At 71.2% G+C, this 21,088-nt stretch carries 24 protein-coding genes; 17 read left to right on the top strand and 7 right to left on the bottom strand.

All coding sequences use genetic code 11. The features are described from left to right. Nucleotides 1-30: 30 nt before the first annotated feature. Nucleotides 31-1,812, top strand: a complete 1,782-nt coding sequence (locus tag AB0I98_RS00385; protein WP_362932978.1) for a CocE/NonD family hydrolase — start codon at nucleotides 31-33, stop codon at nucleotides 1,810-1,812. On the opposite strand, the gene AB0I98_RS00380 is transcribed toward AB0I98_RS00385, so the two are convergent. The 3 genes from AB0I98_RS00380 to AB0I98_RS00370 form a co-directional block, all read right to left on the bottom strand. Further along, entirely contained in the window at nucleotides 1,760-4,672 is a 2,913-nt protein-coding gene (locus AB0I98_RS00380; RefSeq protein WP_362932975.1) for a BTAD domain-containing putative transcriptional regulator, read from the bottom strand. The two genes, AB0I98_RS00385 and AB0I98_RS00380, sit on opposite strands and share 53 nt — an antisense overlap. A gap of 378 nt (nucleotides 4,673-5,050) precedes the next feature. Further along, complete coding sequence (locus AB0I98_RS00375; RefSeq protein WP_362932972.1) at nucleotides 5,051-5,332, bottom strand: hypothetical protein; 282 nt, start codon at nucleotides 5,330-5,332, stop codon at nucleotides 5,051-5,053. A gap of 121 nt (nucleotides 5,333-5,453) precedes the next feature. Continuing rightward, the gene (locus AB0I98_RS00370) at nucleotides 5,454-6,035 is read right to left on the bottom strand and encodes a dihydrofolate reductase family protein (RefSeq protein ID WP_362932969.1); all 582 of its coding nucleotides are present in this window, start codon (nucleotides 6,033-6,035) and stop codon (nucleotides 5,454-5,456) included. A gap of 111 nt (nucleotides 6,036-6,146) precedes the next feature. Between AB0I98_RS00370 and AB0I98_RS00365 the strand changes: the two genes are divergently transcribed. Then, nucleotides 6,147-6,698: a GNAT family protein gene (locus AB0I98_RS00365; RefSeq protein ID WP_362932966.1), complete on the top strand. Its 552-nt coding sequence runs from the start codon at nucleotides 6,147-6,149 to the stop codon at nucleotides 6,696-6,698. 132 nt (nucleotides 6,699-6,830) lie between these two features. Here AB0I98_RS00365 and AB0I98_RS00360 read toward each other — a convergent pair whose 3' ends face one another. After that, entirely contained in the window at nucleotides 6,831-7,178 is a 348-nt protein-coding gene (locus AB0I98_RS00360; RefSeq protein ID WP_328353002.1) for a VOC family protein, read from the bottom strand. 72 nt (nucleotides 7,179-7,250) lie between these two features. Continuing rightward, nucleotides 7,251-7,799, bottom strand: coding sequence for a hemerythrin domain-containing protein (locus AB0I98_RS00355; RefSeq protein WP_362932963.1), 549 nt, complete (start codon nucleotides 7,797-7,799; stop codon nucleotides 7,251-7,253). 107 nt (nucleotides 7,800-7,906) lie between these two features. On the opposite strand from AB0I98_RS00355, the gene AB0I98_RS00350 reads away from it, so the two are divergent. Next, nucleotides 7,907-8,437, top strand: coding sequence for a phage holin family protein (locus tag AB0I98_RS00350; protein WP_362932960.1), 531 nt, complete (start codon nucleotides 7,907-7,909; stop codon nucleotides 8,435-8,437). A gap of 6 nt (nucleotides 8,438-8,443) precedes the next feature. Continuing rightward, nucleotides 8,444-9,490, top strand: a complete 1,047-nt coding sequence (locus tag AB0I98_RS00345) for an SDR family oxidoreductase (protein WP_362932957.1) — start codon at nucleotides 8,444-8,446, stop codon at nucleotides 9,488-9,490. On the opposite strand, the gene AB0I98_RS00340 is transcribed toward AB0I98_RS00345, so the two are convergent. Beyond that, complete coding sequence (locus AB0I98_RS00340; RefSeq protein WP_362932954.1) at nucleotides 9,477-10,568, bottom strand: enolase C-terminal domain-like protein; 1,092 nt, start codon at nucleotides 10,566-10,568, stop codon at nucleotides 9,477-9,479. The genes AB0I98_RS00345 and AB0I98_RS00340 overlap by 14 nt on opposite strands. Before the next feature lie 22 nt (nucleotides 10,569-10,590). Then, nucleotides 10,591-11,556 (bottom strand): LLM class F420-dependent oxidoreductase, encoded by a 966-nt coding sequence (locus AB0I98_RS00335; RefSeq protein ID WP_362932951.1) that lies wholly within the window; start codon nucleotides 11,554-11,556, stop codon nucleotides 10,591-10,593. 149 nt (nucleotides 11,557-11,705) lie between these two features. Between AB0I98_RS00335 and AB0I98_RS00330 the strand changes: the two genes are divergently transcribed. The 13 genes from AB0I98_RS00330 to AB0I98_RS00270 are packed head-to-tail and all read left to right on the top strand — an operon-like array spanning nucleotide 11,706 to nucleotide 21,084. Further along, a complete protein-coding gene (locus AB0I98_RS00330) occupies nucleotides 11,706-13,151 on the top strand; it encodes an NAD(P)/FAD-dependent oxidoreductase (RefSeq protein WP_362932948.1) in 1,446 nt (481 codons plus the stop codon). Beyond that, nucleotides 13,148-14,995, top strand: a complete 1,848-nt coding sequence (locus AB0I98_RS00325; protein WP_362932945.1) for a transketolase — start codon at nucleotides 13,148-13,150, stop codon at nucleotides 14,993-14,995. The genes AB0I98_RS00330 and AB0I98_RS00325 overlap by 4 nt, the downstream gene beginning before the upstream one ends. After that, nucleotides 14,992-15,918: a non-homologous end-joining DNA ligase gene (gene ligD, locus AB0I98_RS00320; protein WP_362932942.1), complete on the top strand. Its 927-nt coding sequence runs from the start codon at nucleotides 14,992-14,994 to the stop codon at nucleotides 15,916-15,918. The genes AB0I98_RS00325 and ligD overlap by 4 nt, the downstream gene beginning before the upstream one ends. A 60-nt stretch (nucleotides 15,919-15,978) precedes the next feature. Continuing rightward, a complete protein-coding gene (locus AB0I98_RS00315; RefSeq protein WP_362932939.1) occupies nucleotides 15,979-16,308 on the top strand; it encodes a gas vesicle protein in 330 nt (109 codons plus the stop codon). 43 nt (nucleotides 16,309-16,351) lie between these two features. Next, nucleotides 16,352-16,786, top strand: a complete 435-nt coding sequence (locus AB0I98_RS00310) for a gas vesicle structural protein GvpA (RefSeq protein ID WP_362932936.1) — start codon at nucleotides 16,352-16,354, stop codon at nucleotides 16,784-16,786. Beyond that, on the top strand, nucleotides 16,783-17,553 hold the full coding sequence (locus AB0I98_RS00305; protein ID WP_362932933.1) for a GvpL/GvpF family gas vesicle protein: 771 nt from the start codon (nucleotides 16,783-16,785) through the stop codon (nucleotides 17,551-17,553). The genes AB0I98_RS00310 and AB0I98_RS00305 overlap by 4 nt, the downstream gene beginning before the upstream one ends. Before the next feature lie 3 nt (nucleotides 17,554-17,556). Further along, nucleotides 17,557-17,820 carry a gas vesicle protein GvpG gene (locus tag AB0I98_RS00300; RefSeq protein WP_362932930.1) on the top strand — a complete coding sequence of 88 codons (264 nt, stop codon included), beginning with the start codon at nucleotides 17,557-17,559 and terminating at the stop codon, nucleotides 17,818-17,820. Next, on the top strand, nucleotides 17,817-18,527 hold the full coding sequence (locus AB0I98_RS00295) for a DNA primase (RefSeq protein ID WP_362932927.1): 711 nt from the start codon (nucleotides 17,817-17,819) through the stop codon (nucleotides 18,525-18,527). The genes AB0I98_RS00300 and AB0I98_RS00295 overlap by 4 nt, the downstream gene beginning before the upstream one ends. Then, on the top strand, nucleotides 18,527-19,513 hold the full coding sequence (locus AB0I98_RS00290) for an SRPBCC family protein (protein ID WP_362932924.1): 987 nt from the start codon (nucleotides 18,527-18,529) through the stop codon (nucleotides 19,511-19,513). The genes AB0I98_RS00295 and AB0I98_RS00290 overlap by 1 nt, the downstream gene beginning before the upstream one ends. Beyond that, a complete protein-coding gene (locus AB0I98_RS00285) occupies nucleotides 19,510-19,836 on the top strand; it encodes a gas vesicle protein (RefSeq protein ID WP_362932921.1) in 327 nt (108 codons plus the stop codon). The genes AB0I98_RS00290 and AB0I98_RS00285 overlap by 4 nt, the downstream gene beginning before the upstream one ends. After that, nucleotides 19,833-20,612, top strand: coding sequence for a GvpL/GvpF family gas vesicle protein (locus AB0I98_RS00280; RefSeq protein ID WP_362932918.1), 780 nt, complete (start codon nucleotides 19,833-19,835; stop codon nucleotides 20,610-20,612). Before AB0I98_RS00285 ends, AB0I98_RS00280 begins: the two co-directional genes overlap by 4 nt. Beyond that, the gene (locus AB0I98_RS00275) at nucleotides 20,609-20,806 is read left to right on the top strand and encodes a gas vesicle protein (protein ID WP_362932915.1); all 198 of its coding nucleotides are present in this window, start codon (nucleotides 20,609-20,611) and stop codon (nucleotides 20,804-20,806) included. Before AB0I98_RS00280 ends, AB0I98_RS00275 begins: the two co-directional genes overlap by 4 nt. Then, nucleotides 20,803-21,084 carry a gas vesicle protein K gene (locus AB0I98_RS00270; RefSeq protein WP_362932912.1) on the top strand — a complete coding sequence of 94 codons (282 nt, stop codon included), beginning with the start codon at nucleotides 20,803-20,805 and terminating at the stop codon, nucleotides 21,082-21,084. Before AB0I98_RS00275 ends, AB0I98_RS00270 begins: the two co-directional genes overlap by 4 nt. Nucleotides 21,085-21,088 lie beyond the last annotated feature (4 nt).

The raw sequence follows: 21,088 nt of genomic DNA, 5'->3' as shown, positions 1-21,088 counted from the left end.
TCCCGGGTTGTCCTCAGTGTGGAGGTCTACGTGTCCCGACGTGTGCCCAGATCCCGCGTCCCGCTCGTCCTCGCTCTCGGCGCCGCCCTCACCACACCCCTCGCACTCACCTCGCCCGCCAGCGCGACCGGCCAGTACACCGTCACCGCACTGAAGTTCACCGTCCAGGCCGGGGACCGCACCTGCACCGTCGACGCCGACCTCTACCGGCCCGCCGGCGTGGACGCCGCCCACCCCGCACCCGCCGTGCTCGCCACCAACGGCTTCGGCGGCAGCAAGAACGACGGCTCGACCGACGCCATCGGCAAGGCCTTCGCCGGGCGCGGCTATGTCTCCCTCGTCTACTCGGGGCTCGGCTTCGGACGGAGCGGCTGTCTCATCTCGCTGGACGACCCGGCCATCGACGGCGAGGCGGCCTCGCAGCTCGTCGACTTCCTGGCCGGGAAGCGGGCCGCCGACGACGGCACGAACGCCGACTTCGTCACCCAGGACGGCCCCGGCGATCCCCGGGTCGGCATGATCGGTGGCTCCTACGGCGGCGCCATCCAGGTGGCGACGGCCGCCAGGGACCACCGGGTCGACGCGCTCGTCCCGATGATCACCTGGAACAACCTCGCCTACTCCCTCGACCCGAACAACGCCGTCGGCGCCGGCAGCGTCCCCGGCGTCTTCAAATGGCAGTGGACCAACGGCTTCTACCTCATAGGAGAGGGCCAGCCCCTGCTGGAACCCAGCCTCGACCCGTCCCGGATCAACTCCCTCGCCTGTCTGCACTTCGTCACCAAGGCCTGCGACACCGTCCGCACCCTCAACTCCGGCAGCTATCCGGCCGACAAGACCGCCGACATGCTCGCCTACGCGCACAGCGTGTCCCCGGTGTCGTACCTCAGCCGCGTCAAGGCGCCCACGCTGCTGGTCCAGGGGCAGGCCGACAGCCTGTTCAACCTCAACGAGGCGACGGCGACGTACCAGACGCTCAAGGCGCAGGGCACCCCCACCAAGATGATCTGGCAGTCCTGGGGGCACAGCGGCGGCCTCACCGACCCCGCGTCCGGCGAACTCAACCTGAGTCAGGGCAACCTGGACTCCTCCTACGTCGGCAAGCGCATCCTCGCCTGGTTCGACCGCTACCTCCACAAGCAGCGCATCGTCGACACGGGCCCGGGCTTCGCCTACTACCGCGACTGGATCACCGACCCCGGCCGCACCTACGCCACGGCTGCCCAACCACCCGCGCTCAGCCGGAAGATGTACCTCTCCGGCGACGGCAAGCTCGTCGACAACCGCAAGAAGGTGGCGCGCGGCAGCCGTACGTACACCAACTGGCTGATCTCCACGAGCCATTCGGAGAGCTCGCTGACCGGGATCATCGGACTGCCCGACCCGGCGCCGTACGACACACCGGGCACCTACCTGGGATGGACCAGCGAGCCGCTGGCGCGCACGGTCGATGTCGTGGGCGCCCCGAGGGCCACGCTCAAGGTGGTCTCCCCGAAGGCCGAGCGGACGCAGGATTCGGGCAACGCCGCCGACAAACTCGTCCTGTTCGCCAAGCTGTACGACATCGCGCCCGACGGCACCAAGACGCTGGTGCACCGGCTGGTCGCGCCGGTCCGCGTCCCCGACGTCACCAAGAGTTTCACGGTGACGCTGCCGGGGATCGTGCACCGGTACGAGAAGGGGCACCGGCTGCGGTTCGTGATCGCGGCGAGCGACGACGCGTACTTCGGGAACCGGGGGATCAAGCCGGTGACCGTGGTCAGCGCGCCTCAGGACACGGGGGTGCTGGAGCTGCCGGTCGCGGGCGGCTGAGACGATCCGGCCGTGGGTCGGACGCGGGTTCGTCCAGGCGGTGGAGTCTGCCTCGCATCTCCTCGGCGTCCGGGTGGTCGAATTCCTCGAGGATCGTCAGTGCCTGCTTCCAGCTCGTGCGGGCCATGTCCGGCTTGCCGACGGCCAGGTGGACGTCGCCGAGGTTGCCGAGGGTGTGGGCCTGTCCCCACCGGTTGCCGATCTTCGTATGCATGTCGAGCGCCTCGTGGTAGGACGCGACCGCGTCGTCGAGGCGCCCGAGTCGGTGGTGGGCGGTGCCGAGGACGTCGAGGGCGGTACCTTCGCCCCAGCGGTCGCCTTCGGCGCGCAAGGTGGGCAGCGCCCGCTCCAGGACACCGATGGCCTCGTCGAACCGCCCCATTTGTTGGTAGGCGTCACCCAGATTGGCAAGAATATTTCCCTCGCGGCCAAAGGGGTTGCCGAGAGCCCGGTAGACGACCAACCCTCGGCGGCAGTACTCGACGCCCTTGTCCGGTCGGCCGATCCGGCGATAGACGTAGCCCAGGTTGACCAGGGCCAGGCACCTGCCGTACGCGTCCCCGAGTTCCCGGCAGAGGACCATCGACTGCCGGAAGTGGTCGATGGCCTCGTCATACCGTTGGATCTGCGTCAGGGCGCAGGCCACGTCGATGAGGCTCCATGCTTCGCCCGTGCGGTCGTGGGCGGCGCGGGCGGCGCCGAGACCGGTTCGGGTGATGTCGAACCAGTCGTGCAGGTGGCCGCGGAGATAGAAGAACCCCCACAGAGCACCTGCCAGTCGCCATGCGATGCCCGGCCGACCGACGGCGACGGCCTGGTGCACCGCGGCGACGAGGTTGGGACGTTCCCTCTCGCACCACTCCAGCGCCTGGTCGTAGGCGCTGAAGACGAGGGGATGGCAGGAGACGGGTAACGGGTCGAGGGGAACCCGCCGGCGATGCGGGGTGAGGAACGGATAGGCGGCGTCGGCAGTGTGCAGGTACCAGGAGAGGAGCCGCTCGACGGCGCGGTCCCGCTCCGGCGGTGTCTCCTCGGCGAGGGCGCGTTCGGTGGCGTAGACCCGCAGCAGGTCGTGCCAGGTGTACCGGCCGGGCAGGTGCTCGGTGAGCAGGTGGGCGCGGGTGAGCTCGACCAGCAGGCCGCAGGTCTCCCGGAGTGGGGTCCCGGCGAGGGCGGCCGCCGCAGGTGCGGAGATGTCGGGCCCGGCATGCAGGCCCAGCAGGCGGAACAGGCGCGCGGCCGGGGCGGACAAGGCGTCGTAGGACCAGGAGAAGACGGCCCGTGCGTCGGTGGTGAGGTCACCGTCGGCGAAGGCGTCGAGACTGCCGTGGCTGTCGCGAAGCTCCGCGGCGACGGCGCTGAGCGGCAGGCCGGGGTGCGTAGCGGCCCGCGCGGTGGCGATGGTCAGAGCCAGCGGGAGCCGGGCGCAGTGGGTGATGATCTCCTGTACGGCGTCCGGTTCGGCCGTCACCCGCTGTGCGCCGAGACGGTGGGCCAGCAACTCGCGGGCCTCGGCCGGGGAGAGCAGATCCAGGGCGATGGGGTGGGCGCCCTCGGCGGCGACCAGGCCCGCGAGCCGGTTGCGGCTGGTCACCATGGCAAGGCAGCCGGGCGAGCCGGGCAGCAGCGGGCGGACCTGGTCGGCATCGCGGGCATTGTCCAGCACCACCAGCACCCGCCGCCCGGCCAGCAGGCTCCGGTACAGGCCCACCCGCGCCTGATGGTCCAACGGGATCTGCTGGGCCGGCACGCCCAGCGCGTCCAGGAAGCCCCGCACTGCCTGATCGGGCGTCACCGTCGCCCCGGACGGGTCGAAGCCGCGCAGGTTCACATGGAGTTGGCCATCCGGGAACCGGTCGGCGACGTGGTGGGCCCAGTGCATCGCCAGTGCCGTCTTGCCCACTCCGGCCGTTCCCGACACGGCCGAGATGACCACCGGTGCCGGGCGCTCCGCGGTGGCGGCCAGGATTCCGTCCAGCTGGGCCAGTTGTTCCTCCCGGCCGGTGAACCCCCGTGCCTCCAACGGCAACTGCGCCGGGACCACCCGACCGGACAGCGGCTCGGCGGACGGCAGCGTACTGCGGGTGGCGGGCGGGTCGGATTCGCCGCGCAGGACGGCCCGGTGCACCTGTTGCACCTCACCGCCCGGGTCCGTCCCCAGCTCCTCGGCCAGCCGCTTCTGCAGGGCGGTGTAGCAGGCCAGGGCCTCCGGGCCACGCCCGGCAGCCTGCAGCGCCCGCATCAGCGCCACGGTGAGCGGCTCGACCAGTGGATGCTCGGCAACCAGAGCAGTCAGCACACCGATCACCCCCGCGTGATTGCCCACCCGGAACTCGGCCTCGGCCCACGCCAGCAGGGCGTCGATCCGCTGCTGACGCCAGCTCTCCCGGGTGCGCTCCACCCACGCACTGGCAAGGCCCGCCAACGGCTCACCGCGCCACAACCCGAGCGCCTCACGCAGCATCCCCACCCGCTCGGCATCCGTGCGGCCCGCGCCGTGGGCCTGCTCGACCAGCCGCCGGAACCGGTGCACGTCGACTTGGCCGGCCGGCACGTCCAGCAGGTACCCGCCCGGACCGCGCCGCAGCTGCGGCCCCGCGGCGGCGCTCGCATCGAGACGTGTGGTCCTGCTTGCCAAGATCCGGCGGATCCGCGCGATGTGCGCGTAGAGCGAGGGGCGCACCTGGGCAGGCGGATCCTCCCCCCACACCCGGTCGATCAGGGTCTCCACCGCCACCCAGCGGCCCGCGTCCACCAGCAACGCCGCCAACACCGTGCGCTGCTTGGCCGGCCCCAGATCCACCACCGCGCCATCCGGGCCCCGTAACTCGACCGGGCCCAGCAGCAGAAACTCCGTCATGCGCATCCCCCGAAGTCACTTGGCACCATCCTCGTGACCAGTCAAGCAAGGTTTTCGCAATGCTTCTGCCTACATGCAGGCCACACCATTGCCGCAGTCCATAACCTCATGGGAAGGAAGCGATCCATGAAGACCAAGCGAGGACTGGCCGGGATAGTGACAGCCGTGCTCATGGGCGCGTCAGCCAGTACGTCGCACGGCTGGCGTGCGACGCCGCCAACAGCTGATTGCTGCGCCCCGCCGCGCCGATGCGCTGTCCGAAAGGGCGGCCCATCGGCCGACGGTTGAGGGCTACGAGGCTTCCATGCCCCAACACCGAGCCTCACGAGCAACTGGCCATCGCTGACTTTGCGGCAACCCGTGTTGCGAACGCAGCGCTCAGCCGAACAGCCGGCTGAGCAGGCCTCCGCCTGTGTCTTGGTCAGCACTCTCCGCGGCCGGAATCTCGCGTTGGTCGGAAACGCCCCCGATTCGATTCACGCCGTGCTCAGGCAACGAGCTCGGCATTTCATGTCCGGCATGCTCTGGCTGGTCATTCCCGGAAGCGGATTGAACGATGCTGCCGCTGTTGTCTTCGTCCTCGGCGGTGGCTGGGCCAATGCCGCCGAGGACTGCTGCGGCAGCCATGGCGGTTACGGTCAGGAGCTTGCGGATGCGCATGGGGGGCGTTCTCCGTTCGAGTGCGGAACATTGGACAGCCCCATATCATCATCAATTGTGAAATTGAAGCCGAATGCGTCCATCTGTGGGCGAGGCATCCCATAAAGCCCGCTCAGATCGGTCAGCGGCGCACCGGATAGCGCAGGTGAAGCACCCGGTTGCCCTGGATCACCACGTCGGGATCCTCCAACAGGTGCTGCGCGTCGACCGACCCGAAGTAGCGCTTGCCGGACCCGAACACGACGGGTACGACGTCCATACGCACCTCGTCGACCAGGCCCGCGGCAAGCACCTGGCCACCGACATCGCCGGCGGCGACCTCGACGATGCGGTCACCCGCAAGCTCCTGCGCCTTGGCCACGGCTGCCTCGACGTCGTCGACGAAGTGAAACGGCGCCTTGGGGTCCCAGCCCTCGGGCTCCGGCCGGTGCGTCACGACGACCACGTGGTCGACCCCGCCCGGAGGCTTCCCGTCCCAGCCGTCCGTCATGTCGAAGACGTGGCGGCCGACGATGGTCGCCCCGATCTGGTCCCAGTACGGCCGGGTGTAGTCGTAGGACGTCTGCGACACCTTCACCTCGCCGCTCTCGTCCAATGGGACGTCACCGCTGGTCAACCATTCGAACAGCGGTCCGGGCTGGTCGTTCTGGTCCGCGACGAAGCCGTCCACCGACACCGAGGCGTACATGACCACCTTGCCCACGGGGCTCTCCTCTGCTTTGGGGTGCCCCAAGTTAGCGTGTCGTGCGCTGTCGCTCTCGTAAGAAACCAATCGGCCGGCAGCGGTCGGCCAGGCCCGTCATAGGGTGGTGGGATGGCGCACACCGCATCCCGGTATCTCGCCGAAGGCCCTCGTGTGGGCATACGCCACTTCACCTACGACGACGCCGCCGAGTTCGCCGCGCGCGCCCGGGAGAGCAAGGACTTGCACCATCCGTGGCTGTTCCCGCCGGACAGCCCGCAGGCGTACACCGCCTACGCGGGACGACTGATCGAGGATCCGACCAAGGCGGGGTTCCTGGTCTGCGAGAGGGACGGCGGGGCCATCGCCGGATTCATCAACATCAACAACATCGTCCAGGGCGCCTTCCTGAGCGGCGCCCTCGGCTACGGCGCCTTCGCGCACGCGGCCGGGCACGGGCTCATGCGCGAAGGCCTCGACCTCGTCGTCGGCCATGCCTTCGGCCCGATGCGGCTGCACCGGCTCGAGATCAACGTCCAGCCCGCCAACACCGCGTCCATCGCCCTGGCCCGCGCCTGCGGCTTCCGCCGGGAGGGCTACTCGTCGGACTTCCTCTACATCGACGGGGCCTGGCGGGATCACGAGCGCTGGGCCATCACCGCTGAGATGCGGGCTTCCGGTTGACCTTCATGGTGTCCAGGTCGGTGACCGTGGACTGGGCGCTTCGCTGCGCTGCGGTGGCGCGGCCGTACGGGCCGGCCGCGGTGGGATCGCGCCACGCTACTTGCGCATGTGGCGCCCGCGGAGCGTGAGGCGTCAGGCGCGGCGGTCCACGTACTCGTAGATCGCGCCGTCCGGGTGCATCACGATCATGTTGCGGCCCACCGGCGTCGTCACCGGGCCGGCGACGATGTGGGCGCCCAGGTCGGTGAGGACCTTGTGGGCCTCGTCGACGTCGGTGACGGCGATCGTCGCGGCGACCTTGCGCAGTACCTCCAGCTCCGACTCCGGCCCGCTCATCAGCAGGAAACAGCCGACGGCGGCCACCTGGACGCCGCCGCGCTCGAAGCGGAGGGCTCTGCCGCCCGCGAGGCGTTCGTAGAAGGGGACCGCGGTCTCCAGGTCGTCGACGCAGACGCGCAGCGTGGCTCCCAGAATGTCCATGCGCACGAGCCTAGTTGGGACGGCGGGGGCGGGGAGATCGTTTCGCTCGATCTCCCCGCCCCGGCCACCAAGTCAGCCCATGGCCTTGCGTACGGCGTCCCGGGTGCGGTCGACGACGGCCGCGACCGGGCCGACGGCCACGTTCTTCAGGGCGGTGTCGGTGCCCGGGTGCGGGCGGGTCGGGGCGAGGGCCTCGGCCGCCTGCACGGCGCGGGCCAGGGTCTCCAGTCGGCCGCGGTCGGCGGTCCGGTGGAAGTGGGCGAACTCGTACCGCTCCTCGTTCTCGGCGTGCGCCAGCACGTCCTGGCGCAGGGCCGCGAACTGGTCGAGGAACTCCGGCGAGTCCGGGTCCATGTCGTCGAGGCGGGACAGGGCGCGCTTGGCCTGCTCCTCCTCCTCGATACGGTCCTTGACGACGAGTTCGCCGCCGTCGATGTTCTTGCGGGCGTAGGGGTGGACGACCTCTTCCTCGGCGGTCTCGTGCACCGCGAGGAGCCGGACGAGATCATGGAAGCTCTGCTTCCGCTCCTCGCCCTTGCGGGCCGCCACCTCGTCGAACAGTTCCCGGATCCGGGTGTGCTGCCCCTTGAGCAGCTCCACCACGTCGGTACGTTCGGTCATCCTCTTGACGTCCTCCTGCCGGCTTGCGCCTGTGGAAGGGTGCGGGCCGGCCGGGTACCCGGCACCCCGGTGCGTTACGCGCACGGGCCCGCGGGTACCCGGCGGCCATGGACCGCTTGGATCATCTGGAGCACTTGGACAAAGAGCTGGTCGACGAGCTGGCGCAAGTGGCGCGCGAGACCGTACGCGACGAACTGCGTCAGCAGACCCGCAAGCAGCGCCGCACGGCCGTCCTGTACGCCGCGTCCGGCGCCGTCGCCCTGTACGCGGGCGCGGCCCTCGCGCTCGCGCTGGGCCTGGCCCTCGCCATCGGGCTGCCCAACTGGGCCGCCGCGCTGATCACCGCGGTGATCCTGGGCGTCGTGGCCTATGTGCTGCGTGGCTCCGCCCGGCCGTCCGCGACCCGGCCGACGCCGGAGCGCGAGGCCGAACTCGCCGCGGAACGTGAACGCGCCCTCGGCGGCATGCCGCAGGGCACCGCGGGTGCGCCGCCCTATCCGCCGGTACCGCCCGCCACGCCGGGCGCGCTCGGCGGGGCGGCCGGCGCACCGGCGACCGGAGTGCCGGGGGCCGGCATACCGCCCGCCGCGCCGCGCCCCGAGGACATCGACCCCGAGCAGCCGCACCACCGGGCGTGATGCGCGGTGCGTACGCCGTCGCGGATTCCGCTGTCGAAGGGCGGCAGGGCCGTCGTGGTCACCGGGGCCAGCGGCGGCGTGGGCCGGGCCACGGCTCTGGCCTTCGCCGCGCGGGGCGACCGGGTCGCCCTGCTGGCCCGGGGACGCGAGGGCCTGGCCGCGGCGGCCGATGAGGTGCAGCGCGCCGGGGGCCAGGCCCTCGTCGTCCCCGTCGACATGGCCGACCCCAAGGCCGTGGAGGACGCCGCCCAGCAGGTCGCCGACGCCTTCGGGCGCATCGACGTATGGGTCAACAACGCCTTCGCCGGGGTCTTCGCGCCGTTCACGGAGATCACCGCGGACGAGTTCCGTCGGGTGACCGAAGTGACGTATCTGGGCTGTGTGTTCGGCACACGGGCGGCGCTGCGGCACATGCTGCCGCGGAACCGGGGGACCATCGTGCAGGTCGGTTCCGCGCTCGCCTACCGGGGGATTCCGCTGCAGTCCGCGTACTGCGGTGCGAAGCACGCGATTCAGGGGTTCAACGAGTCGCTGCGGTGCGAGCTGCTGCACGAGCGGAGCCGGGTCCGTACGACGATGGTGCAGCTGCCCGCCGTCAACACCCCGCAGTTCGACTGGGTGTTGAGCCGGATGCCGGGGCGGGCGCGGCCCGTGCCGCCCGTGTATCAGCCGGAGGTGGCGGCGCGGGCGATCGTGCATGCGGCGGGGCACGGGCGGCGGCGGGAGTACTGGGTGGGCGGCTCCACGGTGGCGACGCTGGTCGCCAACGCGGTGGCGCCGGGGCTGCTGGACAGGTATCTGGCGCGGAACGGGTTCGAGGCGCAGCGGGACGAGGGTGAGCACCGCGACCCCGGCAACCTGTGGACCCCGGCCGACGGGCCGCACGGGCGGGACTTCGGGGCGCATGGGCGGTTCGACGCGGAGTCCCACGGGGACAGCCCTCAGGAGTGGCTCTCCACGCAGCGCGGCCGTATCGGTACGGCGCTCACCGCGGGCGCCGGGATCCTGGCCGCCCGCAGACTGGCCCGCCTTGTCGCCGTCAGGCGACCCTGAACTCCGCCACCTCGTCCGTCCGCAGCGTCAAGCCGTGGCCCACCCCGCGGAGCGGTCGTACGGAGCCGCCCGTCGGGTCCAGCGCGCCGTCGAAGAACATGTCCTCGATGCGGACGTGGTCGTGGAACCACTCGATGTGGCGGAGGTTGGGGATCGCGGCGGCCACGGCGGCGTGGGCGTGCGGGGCGCAGTGCGTGGAGACCTCCAGACCGTGGGCGTGGGCCAGGGCGGCGGCGCGAAGGAACTCGGTGAGGCCGCCGCAGCGGGTCGCGTCGACCTGGAGGCAGTCGACCGCGCCGGCCGCGATCATGCGGGCGAAGTACGGCAGGTCGTAGCCGTATTCGCCGGCCGTCACGTCACTGACCAGCGCGTCGCGGACCAGGCGCAAGCCGGTCAGGTCGTCGGAGGAGACAGGTTCCTCGAACCAGCCGACGCCGTGCTCGGCGAGCGCGTGGCCGACCCGGATCGCCTGCTTGCGGGTGTAGGCGCCGTTGGCGTCCACGTACAACTCGGCTTCGGGGCCGATCACTTGGCGGGCGGCGTGGACGCGGGCCAGGTCGCGGGTGACCGCCCGGCCCCAGCTCTCACCGATCTTGATCTTGACCCGCGGGATGTGCTGCCCGTGCACCCAGCCGTTCAACTGGGCGGCCAGATGGGTGTCGTGGTACGTCGTGAAGCCGCCGCTGCCGTAGACCGGGACCCGCTCACGGGCGACGCCAAGGAGACGGGCCAGCGGGAGTTCCAGGAGCCGGGCCTTGAGGTCCCACAGGGCGATGTCGACCGCGGAGATCGCGCAGGCGGCGATGCCGGGTCGTCCGGCGTTGCGCACCGAGCGGCACATCGCGGTGTGCACTGCGGGGATGTCCAGGGCGCTGCGGCCCTCGACCAGCGGGGCCAGGTGCTTGCTCAGGAAGTCGCCGACCGCAGCCGGGCCGTAGGTCCAGCCCGTGCCGGTCGCGTCGTCGGTCGTCACCTCGGCGATCACCACGGTCGTCGAGTCCCACGCCAGCGTGCCGTCGGCCTCGGGTCCGTCCGTCGGCACCGTGTACACCGACACCACGGGCAGGTGGAGTTTCATCGCTGACTCGCTCCCGTACCGATCAGTGGCCGGCCTGCTGGAGCTGCGGCAGCACCTTGGTGCGGTAGAAGTCGAAGAAGCCGCGCTGGTCGGGCCCGATCTGGTTGACGTAGATCCGGTCGAAGCCGGCCTCGTCGAACGCGGTGAGCGCGGCGACGTGTTCGTCGACGTCGTCCCCGCACACCGACTGCTCGCTCACCATCTCCTCGGTGATCAGCGGCTCCAGCTGCTCGAAGTGCTTGGGCGAGGGCAGGATCTGGCCCATCTCGCCGGGCAGCAGCTGGTTGGCCCACAGCCGGCGGACGGTGCGTACGGCCTCGTCGCGGTCGGGGCCGTAGCAGACCTTCGTGCCGCCGCTCGCCGGCTTGGTGCCGCCGCCGCCCTTGCGGAAGTTCTCGACGAGTGCCTCGTCCGGCATCATCGTGATGTAGCCGTCGCCCACGCGGGCCGCGAGCGCGGTCGCCGCCGGTCCGAAGCCGGAGATGTCGATCGGTATGGGCTCGTCGGGGACGGTGTAGAGGCGGGCGTTCTCGACCTTGTAATGGGTGCCGTAGTGGCTGACCTCCTCGCCCGTGAACAGCCGGCGCATCACCTGGATCGCCTCCTCCAGCATCTCCATCCGGACACTGGCCGGCGGCCAGGTGTGGCCGAGGATGTGCTCGTTCAGGGCCTCACCGGTGCCGACGCCGAGCCGGAAGCGGCCGTTCGTCATCACCGCACTGGTCGCCGCGGCCTGGGCCACCACCGCCGGGTGGATCCGCACGGTCGGGCAGGTGACGGCCGTCTCGACCGGCAGCGACACGGCCTCGGAGATCGCGCCGATCACCGACCAGACGAACGGGCTCTGGCCCTGGGCGTCGTTCCACGGGTGGTAGTGGTCCGAGATCCACAGCGACTGGAATCCGGCCTGCTCCGCCATCCTCGCCTGCTCGACGAGATCTGCGGGACCGAACTCCTCGGATGCGAGGAAGTAGCCGTACTCGGGCATGGGGGGACACCTCCGGGGCGGGGGCGGGCCTGGTCACCCGCCGGGTATCCCTGGCCATGGGGGCGAAACGCCCGCGCGGGCCGCGTTTGGGGCCACTGACCAGGGGGACGCGGAAAACCTCGTACGAGCGAAAGCGCCGGAGGCGAACCGTGAGTCGACCCCGCATCGTGATCGTCGGTGCCGGTTTCGCCGGGTATCAGGCGGCCCGCACGCTGTCCCGGCTGACCCGGCACCGCGCCGAGATCACCCTGCTGAACCCGACCGACTACTTCCTGTATCTGCCCCTGCTGCCCCAGGTCGCCGCCGGCATCCTGGAGCCGCGCCGGGTCACCGTCTCCCTCTCGGGCACCCTGCCCCGGGTGCGGCTGGTGCTCGGCGAGGCGGACGGCGTCGACCTGGACGCGCGCACCGTGCACTACTCCGACCCCGAGGGCGGCGCCGGCACGCTGTCGTACGACCGGCTGGTGCTGGCCGTCGGCAGCGTCAACAAGCTGCTGCCGATCCCCGGTGTCGCCGAGCACGCGCACGGCTTCCGCGGGCTGCCCGAGGCGCTGTATCTGCGTGACCACGTGACCCGGCAGGTGGAGCTCGCGGCCGGCGCGGACGACCCCAAGAGCTGCGCCGCCCGGTGCACCTTCGTCGTGGTGGGCGCCGGATACACCGGCACCGAGGTCGCCGCGCAGGGGCAGCGGTACACGGACGCCCAGGTGCGCGGGCATCCGCTGCGGGGCGGAATGCGCCCGCGCTGGCTGCTGCTCGACATCGCGCCGCGCGTCCTGCCCGAGCTGGACGAGCATCTCTCACGCACCGCCGACCGTGTGCTGCGGCGGCGGGGCGTCGACGTCCGCATGGGGACCTCGGTGAAGGAGGCCACGCACGACGGAGTCCTGCTGACCGACGGGGAGTTCGTGGAAACGCGGACGCTGGTGTGGTGCGTGGGCGTGCGTCCCGATCCGCTCGTCGAGGGCATCGGGCAGCCCCTGGAGCGCGGGCGGCTGATCGTCGACCCCTACCTCCAAGTGCCGGGTCGGCCCGAGGTGTTCGCCTGCGGTGACGCGGCCGCCGTGCCCGACCTGAACAAGCCCGGCTCCTTCACGCCGATGACCGCGCAGCACGCCTGGCGGCACGGCAAGGCCGTCGGCCACAACGTCGCGGCCTCCCTCGGCATCGGCGAGCGGCGCGTCTACCGCCACCGTGACCTGGGGTTCGTCGTGGACCTGGGCGGCGCGCAGGCCGCCGCCAACCCCCTCGGCGTGCCGCTGGCCGGCCCGCTCGCCGGGGCGGTCACCCGCGGCTACCACCTCGCGGCGATGCCCGGCAACCGCGTCCGGGTGGCCGCCGACTGGCTGCTCGACGCCGTACTGCCGCGCCAGGCCGTCCAGTTGGGGCTCGTACGGTCCTGGTCGGTGCCCCTGGACACGGCCTCACCGGAACTGGCGCGGGTGCCGGGCGGGGCAGAGCAGCGGGAGAAGCCGCAGACGCCGGAGAAGCCCGGGACGGCGACGGAGGCCCTCGAGGCACCGCACAGCTCCGAGCACCCCGAACCACCCGGCCCCGTCAAGCGTTCCGACGACCCCGCGGAAGGAGCCTCATGAACACCGGTGAACTCCAGGAACTCGCCCAGCAGCTGCGCGTGGACAGCGTCCGCGCCGCTGCCGCCGCGGGCTCCGGGCACCCCACGTCCTCGATGTCCGCCGCGGACCTGATGGCGGTCCTGCTCGCCCACCACTTCCGCTACGACTTCGACCGCCCCGCCCACCCCGCCGCCGATCGCTTCGTGCTCTCCAAGGGACACGCCTCGCCCCTGCTGTACGCCATGTACAAGGCGGCCGGCGCCCTCGACGACGACGCGCTGCTCACCTTCCGCAAGCTGGGCAGCCGGCTCGAAGGACACCCGACGCCCCGGCGGCTGCCGTGGGTCGAGACGGCCACCGGCTCGCTCGGTCAGGGACTGCCCGTCGGCGCCGGCATCGCGCTGGCCGGCAAGCGGCTGGACCGCACCGGATACCGGGTGTGGGTGCTGTGCGGCGACAGCGAGCTGGCCGAGGGGTCCGTGTGGGAGTCCGCCGAACAGGCGGCGTACGAGCATCTGGACAACCTCACCGCGATCGTCGACGTCAACCGGCTGGGCCAGCGCGGGCCGACCCGGCACGGCCACGACCTCGACGCCTACGCCCGCCGCTTCCAGGCCTTCGGCTGGCACACCGTGGAGATCGACGGACACGACGTCGACGCGATCGACCGCGCCTACGGCGAGGCACTGTCGACCGCCGGCCAGCCGACCGTGATCCTCGCCCGCACGCTCAAGGGCAAGGGCGTGGAGGCCGTCCAGGACCGCGAGGGACTGCACGGCAAGCCGCTGCCGGAGGCCGACGAGGCCATCGCCGAACTCGGCGGACGACGCGACCTGCGCGTCCACGTCCAGGAGCCGCCCGCCGCCCGGATGCTGCACTCGGTGGGCACCGGGCAGCTCGAACTGCCGCGGTGGGACAAGGGCGATGAGGTCGCGACCCGGGACGCCTACGGTCAGGCGCTCACCGCGCTCGGCACCGCGCGCGAGGACGTCGTCGCCCTCGACGGCGAGGTCAGCGACTCCACGCGGGCCGAGTTCTTCGCCAAGGAACACCCCGACCGGTTCTTCGAGTGCTACATCGCCGAACAGCAGATGGTCGCCAACGCGGTCGGGTTCGCGGCGCGCGGCTGGGTGCCGTACGCGTCCACGTTCGCCGCGTTCCTCACCCGCGCCTACGACTTCGTCCGCATGGCCTCCGTCAGCGGTGCCGGCATCAACCTCGTCGGCTCGCACGCCGGTGTCGCGATCGGGCAGGACGGGCCCTCGCAGATGGGCCTGGAGGACCTGGCGATGATGCGGGCGGTGCACGACTCGACCGTGCTGTACCCGTGCGACGCCAACCAGGCGGCCCACCTCGTCGCCGCCATGGCGGGCTGCGACGGCATCCGCTATCTGCGCACTTCACGCGGCAAGAGCCCGGTGATCTACGGCCCCGACGAGGAGTTCTCCGTCGGCGGCAGCAAGGTGCTGCGCTCCTCGGACCAGGACCGGATGACGCTCGTCGCGGCCGGCGTCACCGTGCACGAGGCGCTGGCCGCCGCCGACGCGCTGAAGGGCGAGGGCATCGCCGTACGGGTCATCGACCTCTACTCGGTCAAGCCCGCCGACCTGCCCACCCTGCGCAAGGCGGCCGAGGACACCGGCTGTCTGCTCACCGTGGAGGACCACCACGAGGAGGGCGGCATCGGCGACGCCGTCCTCGCCGCGTTCCTCGACGGCCGGCCCGTGCCGCGGCTGGTGCGGCTCGCCGTGCGGTCGATGCCGGGCTCCGCGTCTCCGGAGGAGCAGCTGCACGCCGCGGGCATCGACGCCGAGTCGATCGCGGCGGCGGGGCGGCTGCTGGTGGAGGAGGCGATCGTGCGATGAGCGGCGATGACGTACGGACGGTGCGCGCGGGCCGCCGTACGGTCGAGGTGCACCGCCCCGGCAAGGTGCTCTTCCCCGGCGGCGGGGCCCCGAAGGAGTACACCAAGGGCGATCTTGTCGACTACTACCGGGCCGTCGCCCCGTTCATGCTGCCCCATCTGCGCGGGCGCCCGCTGATGCTCCAGCGGCAGCCGGACGGGCTCGACGGTCCACAGTTCATGCAGAAGAACACCCCGGACCACTACCCGGAGTGGATCACCCGGGTCGAGGTGCCCAAGGAAGGCGGCACCGTCTGCCACACCGTCTGCGACGACACCGCGACCCTGCTGTACCTCGCCGACCAGGCCTGCCTCACCCTGCACCGCTGGCTCTCGCGCACCGACAGCCTCGACCGGCCCGACCGGATGGTCTTCGACCTCGATCCGGCCGAGGACGACTTCGAGACCGTGCGGGAGGCAGCCCGGCTGCTCGGCGGCCTGCTCGACGAACTGAAGCTCCCCTCGGCCCTGATGACCACCGGCTCCCGCGGACTCCATGTGATCGTGCCGCTGAACGGACAGCACGACTTCGACGAGGTACGGGAGTTCGCACGCGACGTCGCCGACACCCTCGCCGGCGCCCACCCCGACCGGCTCACCACCGCCGCCCGCAAGAAGGACCGCGGAGACCGGCTGTACCTGGACGTTCAGCGCAACGCCTACGCCCAGACCGCCGCCGCGCCCTACACGGTCCGCGCCAAGCCCGGCGCCCCCGTCGCCACGCCCCTCACCTGGACCCAGCTGGACGACCCGGACATCGACGCCCGGCACTGGACCATCGCCGACGCCGTCGAGCAGGCCCGCACCGACCCCTGGAGCGGAGCGATGAAGAAGGGCCGCGCCCTGGGACCGGCCCGGCGCAGGCTCGACGCACTGCGGGACTGAAATCGGCGACGCCGTGGGTTTGGCGAACGCGTCTCGGGCCACTCGCCGTGCGAGGCGCCCATGACTAATTCACAGAACGAACCCAAACCATCCAGACGACAGGGCGGGGCGGACGACCGGCCGACCCCGATGGAAGTGCTGCGCCAGGCACGCACCCAGCTCGCCGAACTCACCGGCATGACCGCGGAGACGGTGTCGTCCTTCGAACAGACCGAGGACGGCTGGACGTTGGAGATCGAGGTCCTGGAACTGGCCCGCGTCCCCGACACGATGAGCCTGCTCGCGAGCTACCAGGTCGATCTCGACCCGCACGGACAGCTCACCGGCTACCGGCGCGTTCGCCGTTATGAACGCGGGCGGTCCGACGCACACAGGCCCGGCGGCCGCTAGGCCGCCCGCCCACCACATCCCCAGACAAGGAGGAACGGTCGGCATGACCGTTGTCCCGGCACAGCAAGCCGGCGGCGGAGGCGGCACCAGCGGCCTCTACGACGTCCTGGAACTCGTCCTCGACAGGGGGCTCGTCATCGACGCGTTCGTACGGGTCTCCCTCGTCGGCATCGAGATCCTGAAGATCGACGTCCGCGTCGTCGTCGCCAGCGTCGACACCTATCTGCGCTTCGCCGAGGCGTGCAACCGGCTCGACCTGGAGGCCGGGCCGCGCAAGAGCCCAGGCCTGCCCGACGTCGTCGGCCAGATCACCGAGTCCGGCGCGCGCGGCAAGTCCAAGGGGGCGCTGTCCGGCGCCGCCGAAACCGTCTCCGACGCCTTCAAGTCGGCACGGCAGGAACGCGAGGAAGGAGAGGCAGAGCCCAGGCCGCGCGCCCGCAAGTCGACCGCCGCACGCCGGAAGGAGGAACAGGAGTGAGCACGTACGTGTACGGCATCGCTGCCGCCTCCCATCCGTCGCTGCCCAAGAAGCTGTCCGGCGTCGGCGACCCGCCGCGCCCCGTCCGTGTCCTGACCGCGGGGGACCTCGCGGCCCTCGTCAGCGACGCGCCCGAGGGGTTGCGCCCCAAGCGCCGTGACCTGCTGGCGCATCAGGCCGTGCTCGCCGAGGCCGGCGCCGCCGGGTGTGTGCTGCCCATGCGGTTCGGCAGCGTCGCCCCCGACGACGACACCGTCACCGGCGTGCTCGCCGAGCGCGCCGACCACTACAAGGAGCGGCTGCGGGCGCTGGACGGCAAGGTCGAGTACAACGTCAAGGCGGTGCACGACGAGGAGGCCGTCCTGCACCGGCTGCTCTCCGAGAACCCGGAGATCCGCGCCATGACCGAGGCCAACCGGCAGGCGGGCGGCGGCAGTTACGAACAGCGGCTGCGGCTCGGCGAGTCGGTGGTCGCCGCGGTCAAGGCCCGCGAGGCCGAGGACGCGACCGAGGTGCGCGCCGCCCTGGAACCGGCCGCGGCAGCCGTGAGCGTGGGCCCCGAGTCCACCGGCTGGCTGGCCAATCTGTCGTTCCTGGTGGAGCGGGAGACGGCCGAGACGTTCATGGCCGCCGTGGAGGAGACCCGCAAGGCCTTCCCCCACCTCGAACTCCGTCTCAACGGCCCGCTGCCGCCGTACAGCTTCGTCGAGCCCGGGCCGGCCCAGCCGGCGGGCAGCGTCCTCGGCGCCGACGCCGCCGAGGAGTGAGCCGTGGGACTGATCGGAGAGATCCTGCTGCTGCCGTTCGCCCCGGTGCGCGGCAGCGCGTGGGTCATGAGACAGGTACTGAGCGAGGCGGAGCGGATCTACTACGACCCGGCCGCCGTCCGGGCCGAACTCGCCCGACTCGAAGACCAGTTGGAGGCAGGCGAGATCGACGAGGAGGAGTTCGACCGCCGGGAGGACGAGCTCCTCGACCGGCTGGAGATCGGCCTGCGCGGCAGCGCGGGCACGGGCAACGGGACGGCACGATGAACCGAGTGGGACTGGGCCTCGCGATAGGGGCCGGATACGTCCTCGGACGTACCAAGAAGATGAAACTGGCGTTCGCCGTCGGCACGTTGGTGGCCGGCAAGCGGATGCAACTCGGCCCGCGGGCGCTCGCGGACCTGGTGACCCGGCAACTGGCGGACAACCCGCAGTTCAAGGAGATCGGGGACCAGCTTCGCGAGGACCTGCGAGGCGTCGGCAAGGCGGCATCGGGCGCCATGGTCGAGCGACGGCTCGACGCCATCGCGGACCGGCTGCACGGACGTACCGAACAGGTCCGTGACCAGCTCGCGGGGGTGGTTCCTGAAGCACCCGACCTCGGCTTCGGGAGGAAGGGGGAGGACGAGGAGCGCAGTGGGCCCGATGAGGCCGAAGAGGCGGAGGGCTACGAGGAGTTCGACGACGTAGAGGATGCCGAGGAGTACGACGAAGAAGAGCCGGAGCCGCGGCAGAGCGAAGCGGCGAGGAAGGCTCCGGCCAGGAAGTCCGCCAAGAAGGCGGCCGAGAAGCCGCCCGCGAAGAAGCCGGCGGCCCGGAAGAAGGCCACCACGAAGACCGCGCCGGCCAAGAAGACGACGGCGAAGAAGGCGGCAGCGAAGAAGACCGCGGGCGCCGCGCGGAAGAGCACCACCGGAGCCAGGAGCGCCGCCCGCGGTGCCCGGTCCCGGCTGCCGAAGGGGGGCGGTGAGTGATGACCGAGACCCTCGGCTCCGCCCGCTCCGCCACGCGCGGAGCGACCCCGAGCCCGCTCGGCGACCTCGCCCACAGCGAAGCCGCCGACCGGCTCAAGGCCGAACTGCAGGAGTACCTCGCCGCCCAGGCCCAGCGCCTGCTGGTCGGCCTCGGCCGCAAGCTCGGCGAGACCACCCTCAAGCTGAACGACATCGCCGAGGGCCGCAGCCCCGGCTTCGCCAAGCTCGCCCTGGACGGCGGCCGCAAGCTCGCCGAGGGCAAGGGGCCGCTGCGCAGCGCCCTGGAACTCGGCGCCTCCCGGGCGAAGGACAGCGTCGTCGGCGCCCTGAAGAACCTCGGCGGCGGCAAGGGCAAGCGCAAGGGCGGCGCGGGCAAGAAGCCCACCGTCATCATCGAGTACGTCGACGTCGGCGTACCGTTGCGCACCGCCTACGACCAGTGGACCCGCTACCAGGAGTTCAGCACCTTCGCCAAAGGCGTGAAGAACGCGAGCCGAGCCGGCGACACCCACTCCGACTGGCAGCTCGAGGTCTTCTGGTCCAACCGCAGTTGGAAGGCCCACACGACCGAGCAGATCCCCGACGACCGCATCGCGTGGACGTCGGAGGGCGCGAAGGGCACGACGAAGGGCGTCGTCTCCTTCCACCCTCTCGCAGACACCCTCACCCGGGTCCTGCTGGTGATCGAGTACTACCCCAAGGGCCTGTTCGAGAAGACCGGCAACATCTGGCGTGCCCAGGGCCGCCGGGCCCGCCTCGACCTCAAGAACTACGTCCGCTACATCACCCTCAAGGGAGAGACCGAGGAGGGCTGGCGCGGCGAGATCCGCGACGGCGAGGTCGTCCGCAGCCACGAGGACGCGCTGGCGGAGGAGAACGAGACGGAGGAGAACGACGAGACGGAGGCGTACGAGGACGAGTACGAAGAGGCCGGCGAGGAAGAGGCCGACGAGTACGAGTACGCCGACGGCGGGAGCCGCCGATGACGACGCCCAGCCGGGTTCCCGAGCCCTATGGCTCGAACGGCAGCGCCAACCTCGCCGACATCCTGGAGCGCGTGCTCGACAAGGGTGTCGTGATCGCCGGCGACATCCGGATCAACCTGCTCGACATCGAGCTGCTCACCGTCAAACTGCGGCTGATCGTCGCTTCCGTCGACAAGGCACGGGAGATGGGTATCGACTGGTGGGAGGACGACCCGTCGCTGTCCTCACGTGCCCGGCGCGACGAGCTCGCCCGTGAGAACGCCGAGCTGCGGGAGCGGCTGGCCGTTCTGGAGCCCGGCCGAGGGCAGGAGGAGATCCCATGACCGGCCTGCGTTACGTCTACGCCGTGTGCCGTCCCTTCCGGTCCGCGCTCCAGTCCCAGCTCAAGGGCGTCGCGGGCGAGCCGCCGAAACAGCTGACGCACCACGGCCTGGTCGCCGTCCTCAGCACGGTGCCGGAGCGCGACTTCGCCGAAGAACCGCTCCGCGCCCATCTGGAGGACCTGGACTGGCTCACCGAGACCGCCCGCGCCCACCAGAGCGTGATCGACGCGCTCACCGCGGTCACCACGCCGCTGCCGCTCCGGCTCGCCACCGTCTTCCGGGACGACAGCGGCGTACGGATCATGATGGAGGCACGCGAGGACGAGTTCCGCCGCACCCTGGACCGGCTGGAGGGGCGGGTGGAATGGGGCGTGAAGGTGTACGTCGACGGGGAGCCCGCGGAGACCGGCCCGCCCGCCGGGACGGGGACGGCCGCGTCGGGCCGGGACTATCTGCGGCAACGGCGTTCACGGGTCCGTGCGCACGAGGACAGGTGGCAGCAGGCGGAGAGGTTCGCAAGCAGACTGCACGCGACGCTTTCCGCCCGCGCCGAGGATTCCCGGCTGCACGCCCCGCAGAACAGCTCCCTTTCCGGCGCCTCCGGGCGGAATGTGCTCAACGCCGCCTATCTCGTGCCGCGTGCGCATTCCGAAGGCTTCGTCGAAATCGTGGACAGCACGAAGGACGAGGACACAAAGGGCGAGGAAGCGGGAATTCGCGTCGAACTCACCGGGCCCTGGGCGGCCTATTCCTTCGTCGGGGAGGAGGGCTCGTGACCGTCATCGAACGCCGTGAGGTCGCCCTCGTGGACCTGCTCGACCGGCTGCTGGCCGGCGGCGTCGTCATCACGGGCGACATCACCCTGCGCATCGCGGACGTCGACCTCGTCCGCATCGACCTGAACGCGCTGATCAGCTCCGTGAACGCACAGGTTCCCTCGCCCTTTCAGGACTTTCAGGAGCTGACATGACCCCGCGCAACCGGCTTGACCTGGAGCCCGACACCGTCGAACGCGACCTCGTCAAGCTCGTCCTGACCGTCGTGGAGCTGCTGCGCCAGCTCATGGAGCGACAGGCGCTGCGCCGCTTCGACGAGGGCGATCTGACCGAGGAGCAGGAGGAGCGGATCGGGCTCACGCTGATGCTGCTCGACGACCGGATGACCGAACTCCGTGACCGCTACGGACTGCGGCCCGAGGACCTCAATCTGGACCTCGGGCCGCTCGGACCGCTGCTCCCCAGGGATTGACCGG

The sequence above is a fragment of the Streptomyces sp. NPDC050211 genome (assembly GCF_040656035.1).
Lineage (GTDB): Bacteria > Actinomycetota > Actinomycetes > Streptomycetales > Streptomycetaceae > Streptomyces.
The sequence above is the reverse complement of the archived record's forward strand: the minus strand, read 5'-3'. Positions and strand labels throughout refer to the sequence as shown.

Bases quoted from the DNA above. Each gene is read 5' to 3' on its own strand.
- AB0I98_RS00350 (WP_362932960.1), top strand. From the start codon at position 7,907: ATGGACCGCTTGGATCATCTGGAGCACTTGGACAAAGAGCTGGTCGAC.
- AB0I98_RS00380 (WP_362932975.1), bottom strand. From the start codon at position 4,672: ATGACGGAGTTTCTGCTGCTGGGCCCGGTCGAGTTACGGGGCCCGGAT.
- AB0I98_RS00310 (WP_362932936.1), top strand. From the start codon at position 16,352: ATGACCGTTGTCCCGGCACAGCAAGCCGGCGGCGGAGGCGGCACCAGC.
- AB0I98_RS00355 (WP_362932963.1), bottom strand. From the start codon at position 7,799: ATGACCGAACGTACCGACGTGGTGGAGCTGCTCAAGGGGCAGCACACC.
- AB0I98_RS00325 (WP_362932945.1), top strand. From the start codon at position 13,148: ATGAACACCGGTGAACTCCAGGAACTCGCCCAGCAGCTGCGCGTGGAC.
- AB0I98_RS00270 (WP_362932912.1), top strand. From the start codon at position 20,803: ATGACCCCGCGCAACCGGCTTGACCTGGAGCCCGACACCGTCGAACGC.
- AB0I98_RS00295 (WP_362932927.1), top strand. From the start codon at position 17,817: ATGAACCGAGTGGGACTGGGCCTCGCGATAGGGGCCGGATACGTCCTC.
- AB0I98_RS00315 (WP_362932939.1), top strand. From the start codon at position 15,979: ATGACTAATTCACAGAACGAACCCAAACCATCCAGACGACAGGGCGGG.
- AB0I98_RS00360 (WP_328353002.1), bottom strand. From the start codon at position 7,178: ATGGACATTCTGGGAGCCACGCTGCGCGTCTGCGTCGACGACCTGGAG.
- AB0I98_RS00280 (WP_362932918.1), top strand. From the start codon at position 19,833: ATGACCGGCCTGCGTTACGTCTACGCCGTGTGCCGTCCCTTCCGGTCC.
- AB0I98_RS00335 (WP_362932951.1), bottom strand. From the start codon at position 11,556: ATGCCCGAGTACGGCTACTTCCTCGCATCCGAGGAGTTCGGTCCCGCA.
- AB0I98_RS00375 (WP_362932972.1), bottom strand. From the start codon at position 5,332: ATGCGCATCCGCAAGCTCCTGACCGTAACCGCCATGGCTGCCGCAGCA.
- ligD (WP_362932942.1), top strand. From the start codon at position 14,992: ATGAGCGGCGATGACGTACGGACGGTGCGCGCGGGCCGCCGTACGGTC.
- AB0I98_RS00290 (WP_362932924.1), top strand. From the start codon at position 18,527: ATGACCGAGACCCTCGGCTCCGCCCGCTCCGCCACGCGCGGAGCGACC.
- AB0I98_RS00365 (WP_362932966.1), top strand. From the start codon at position 6,147: ATGGCGCACACCGCATCCCGGTATCTCGCCGAAGGCCCTCGTGTGGGC.
- AB0I98_RS00340 (WP_362932954.1), bottom strand. From the start codon at position 10,568: ATGAAACTCCACCTGCCCGTGGTGTCGGTGTACACGGTGCCGACGGAC.
- AB0I98_RS00285 (WP_362932921.1), top strand. From the start codon at position 19,510: ATGACGACGCCCAGCCGGGTTCCCGAGCCCTATGGCTCGAACGGCAGC.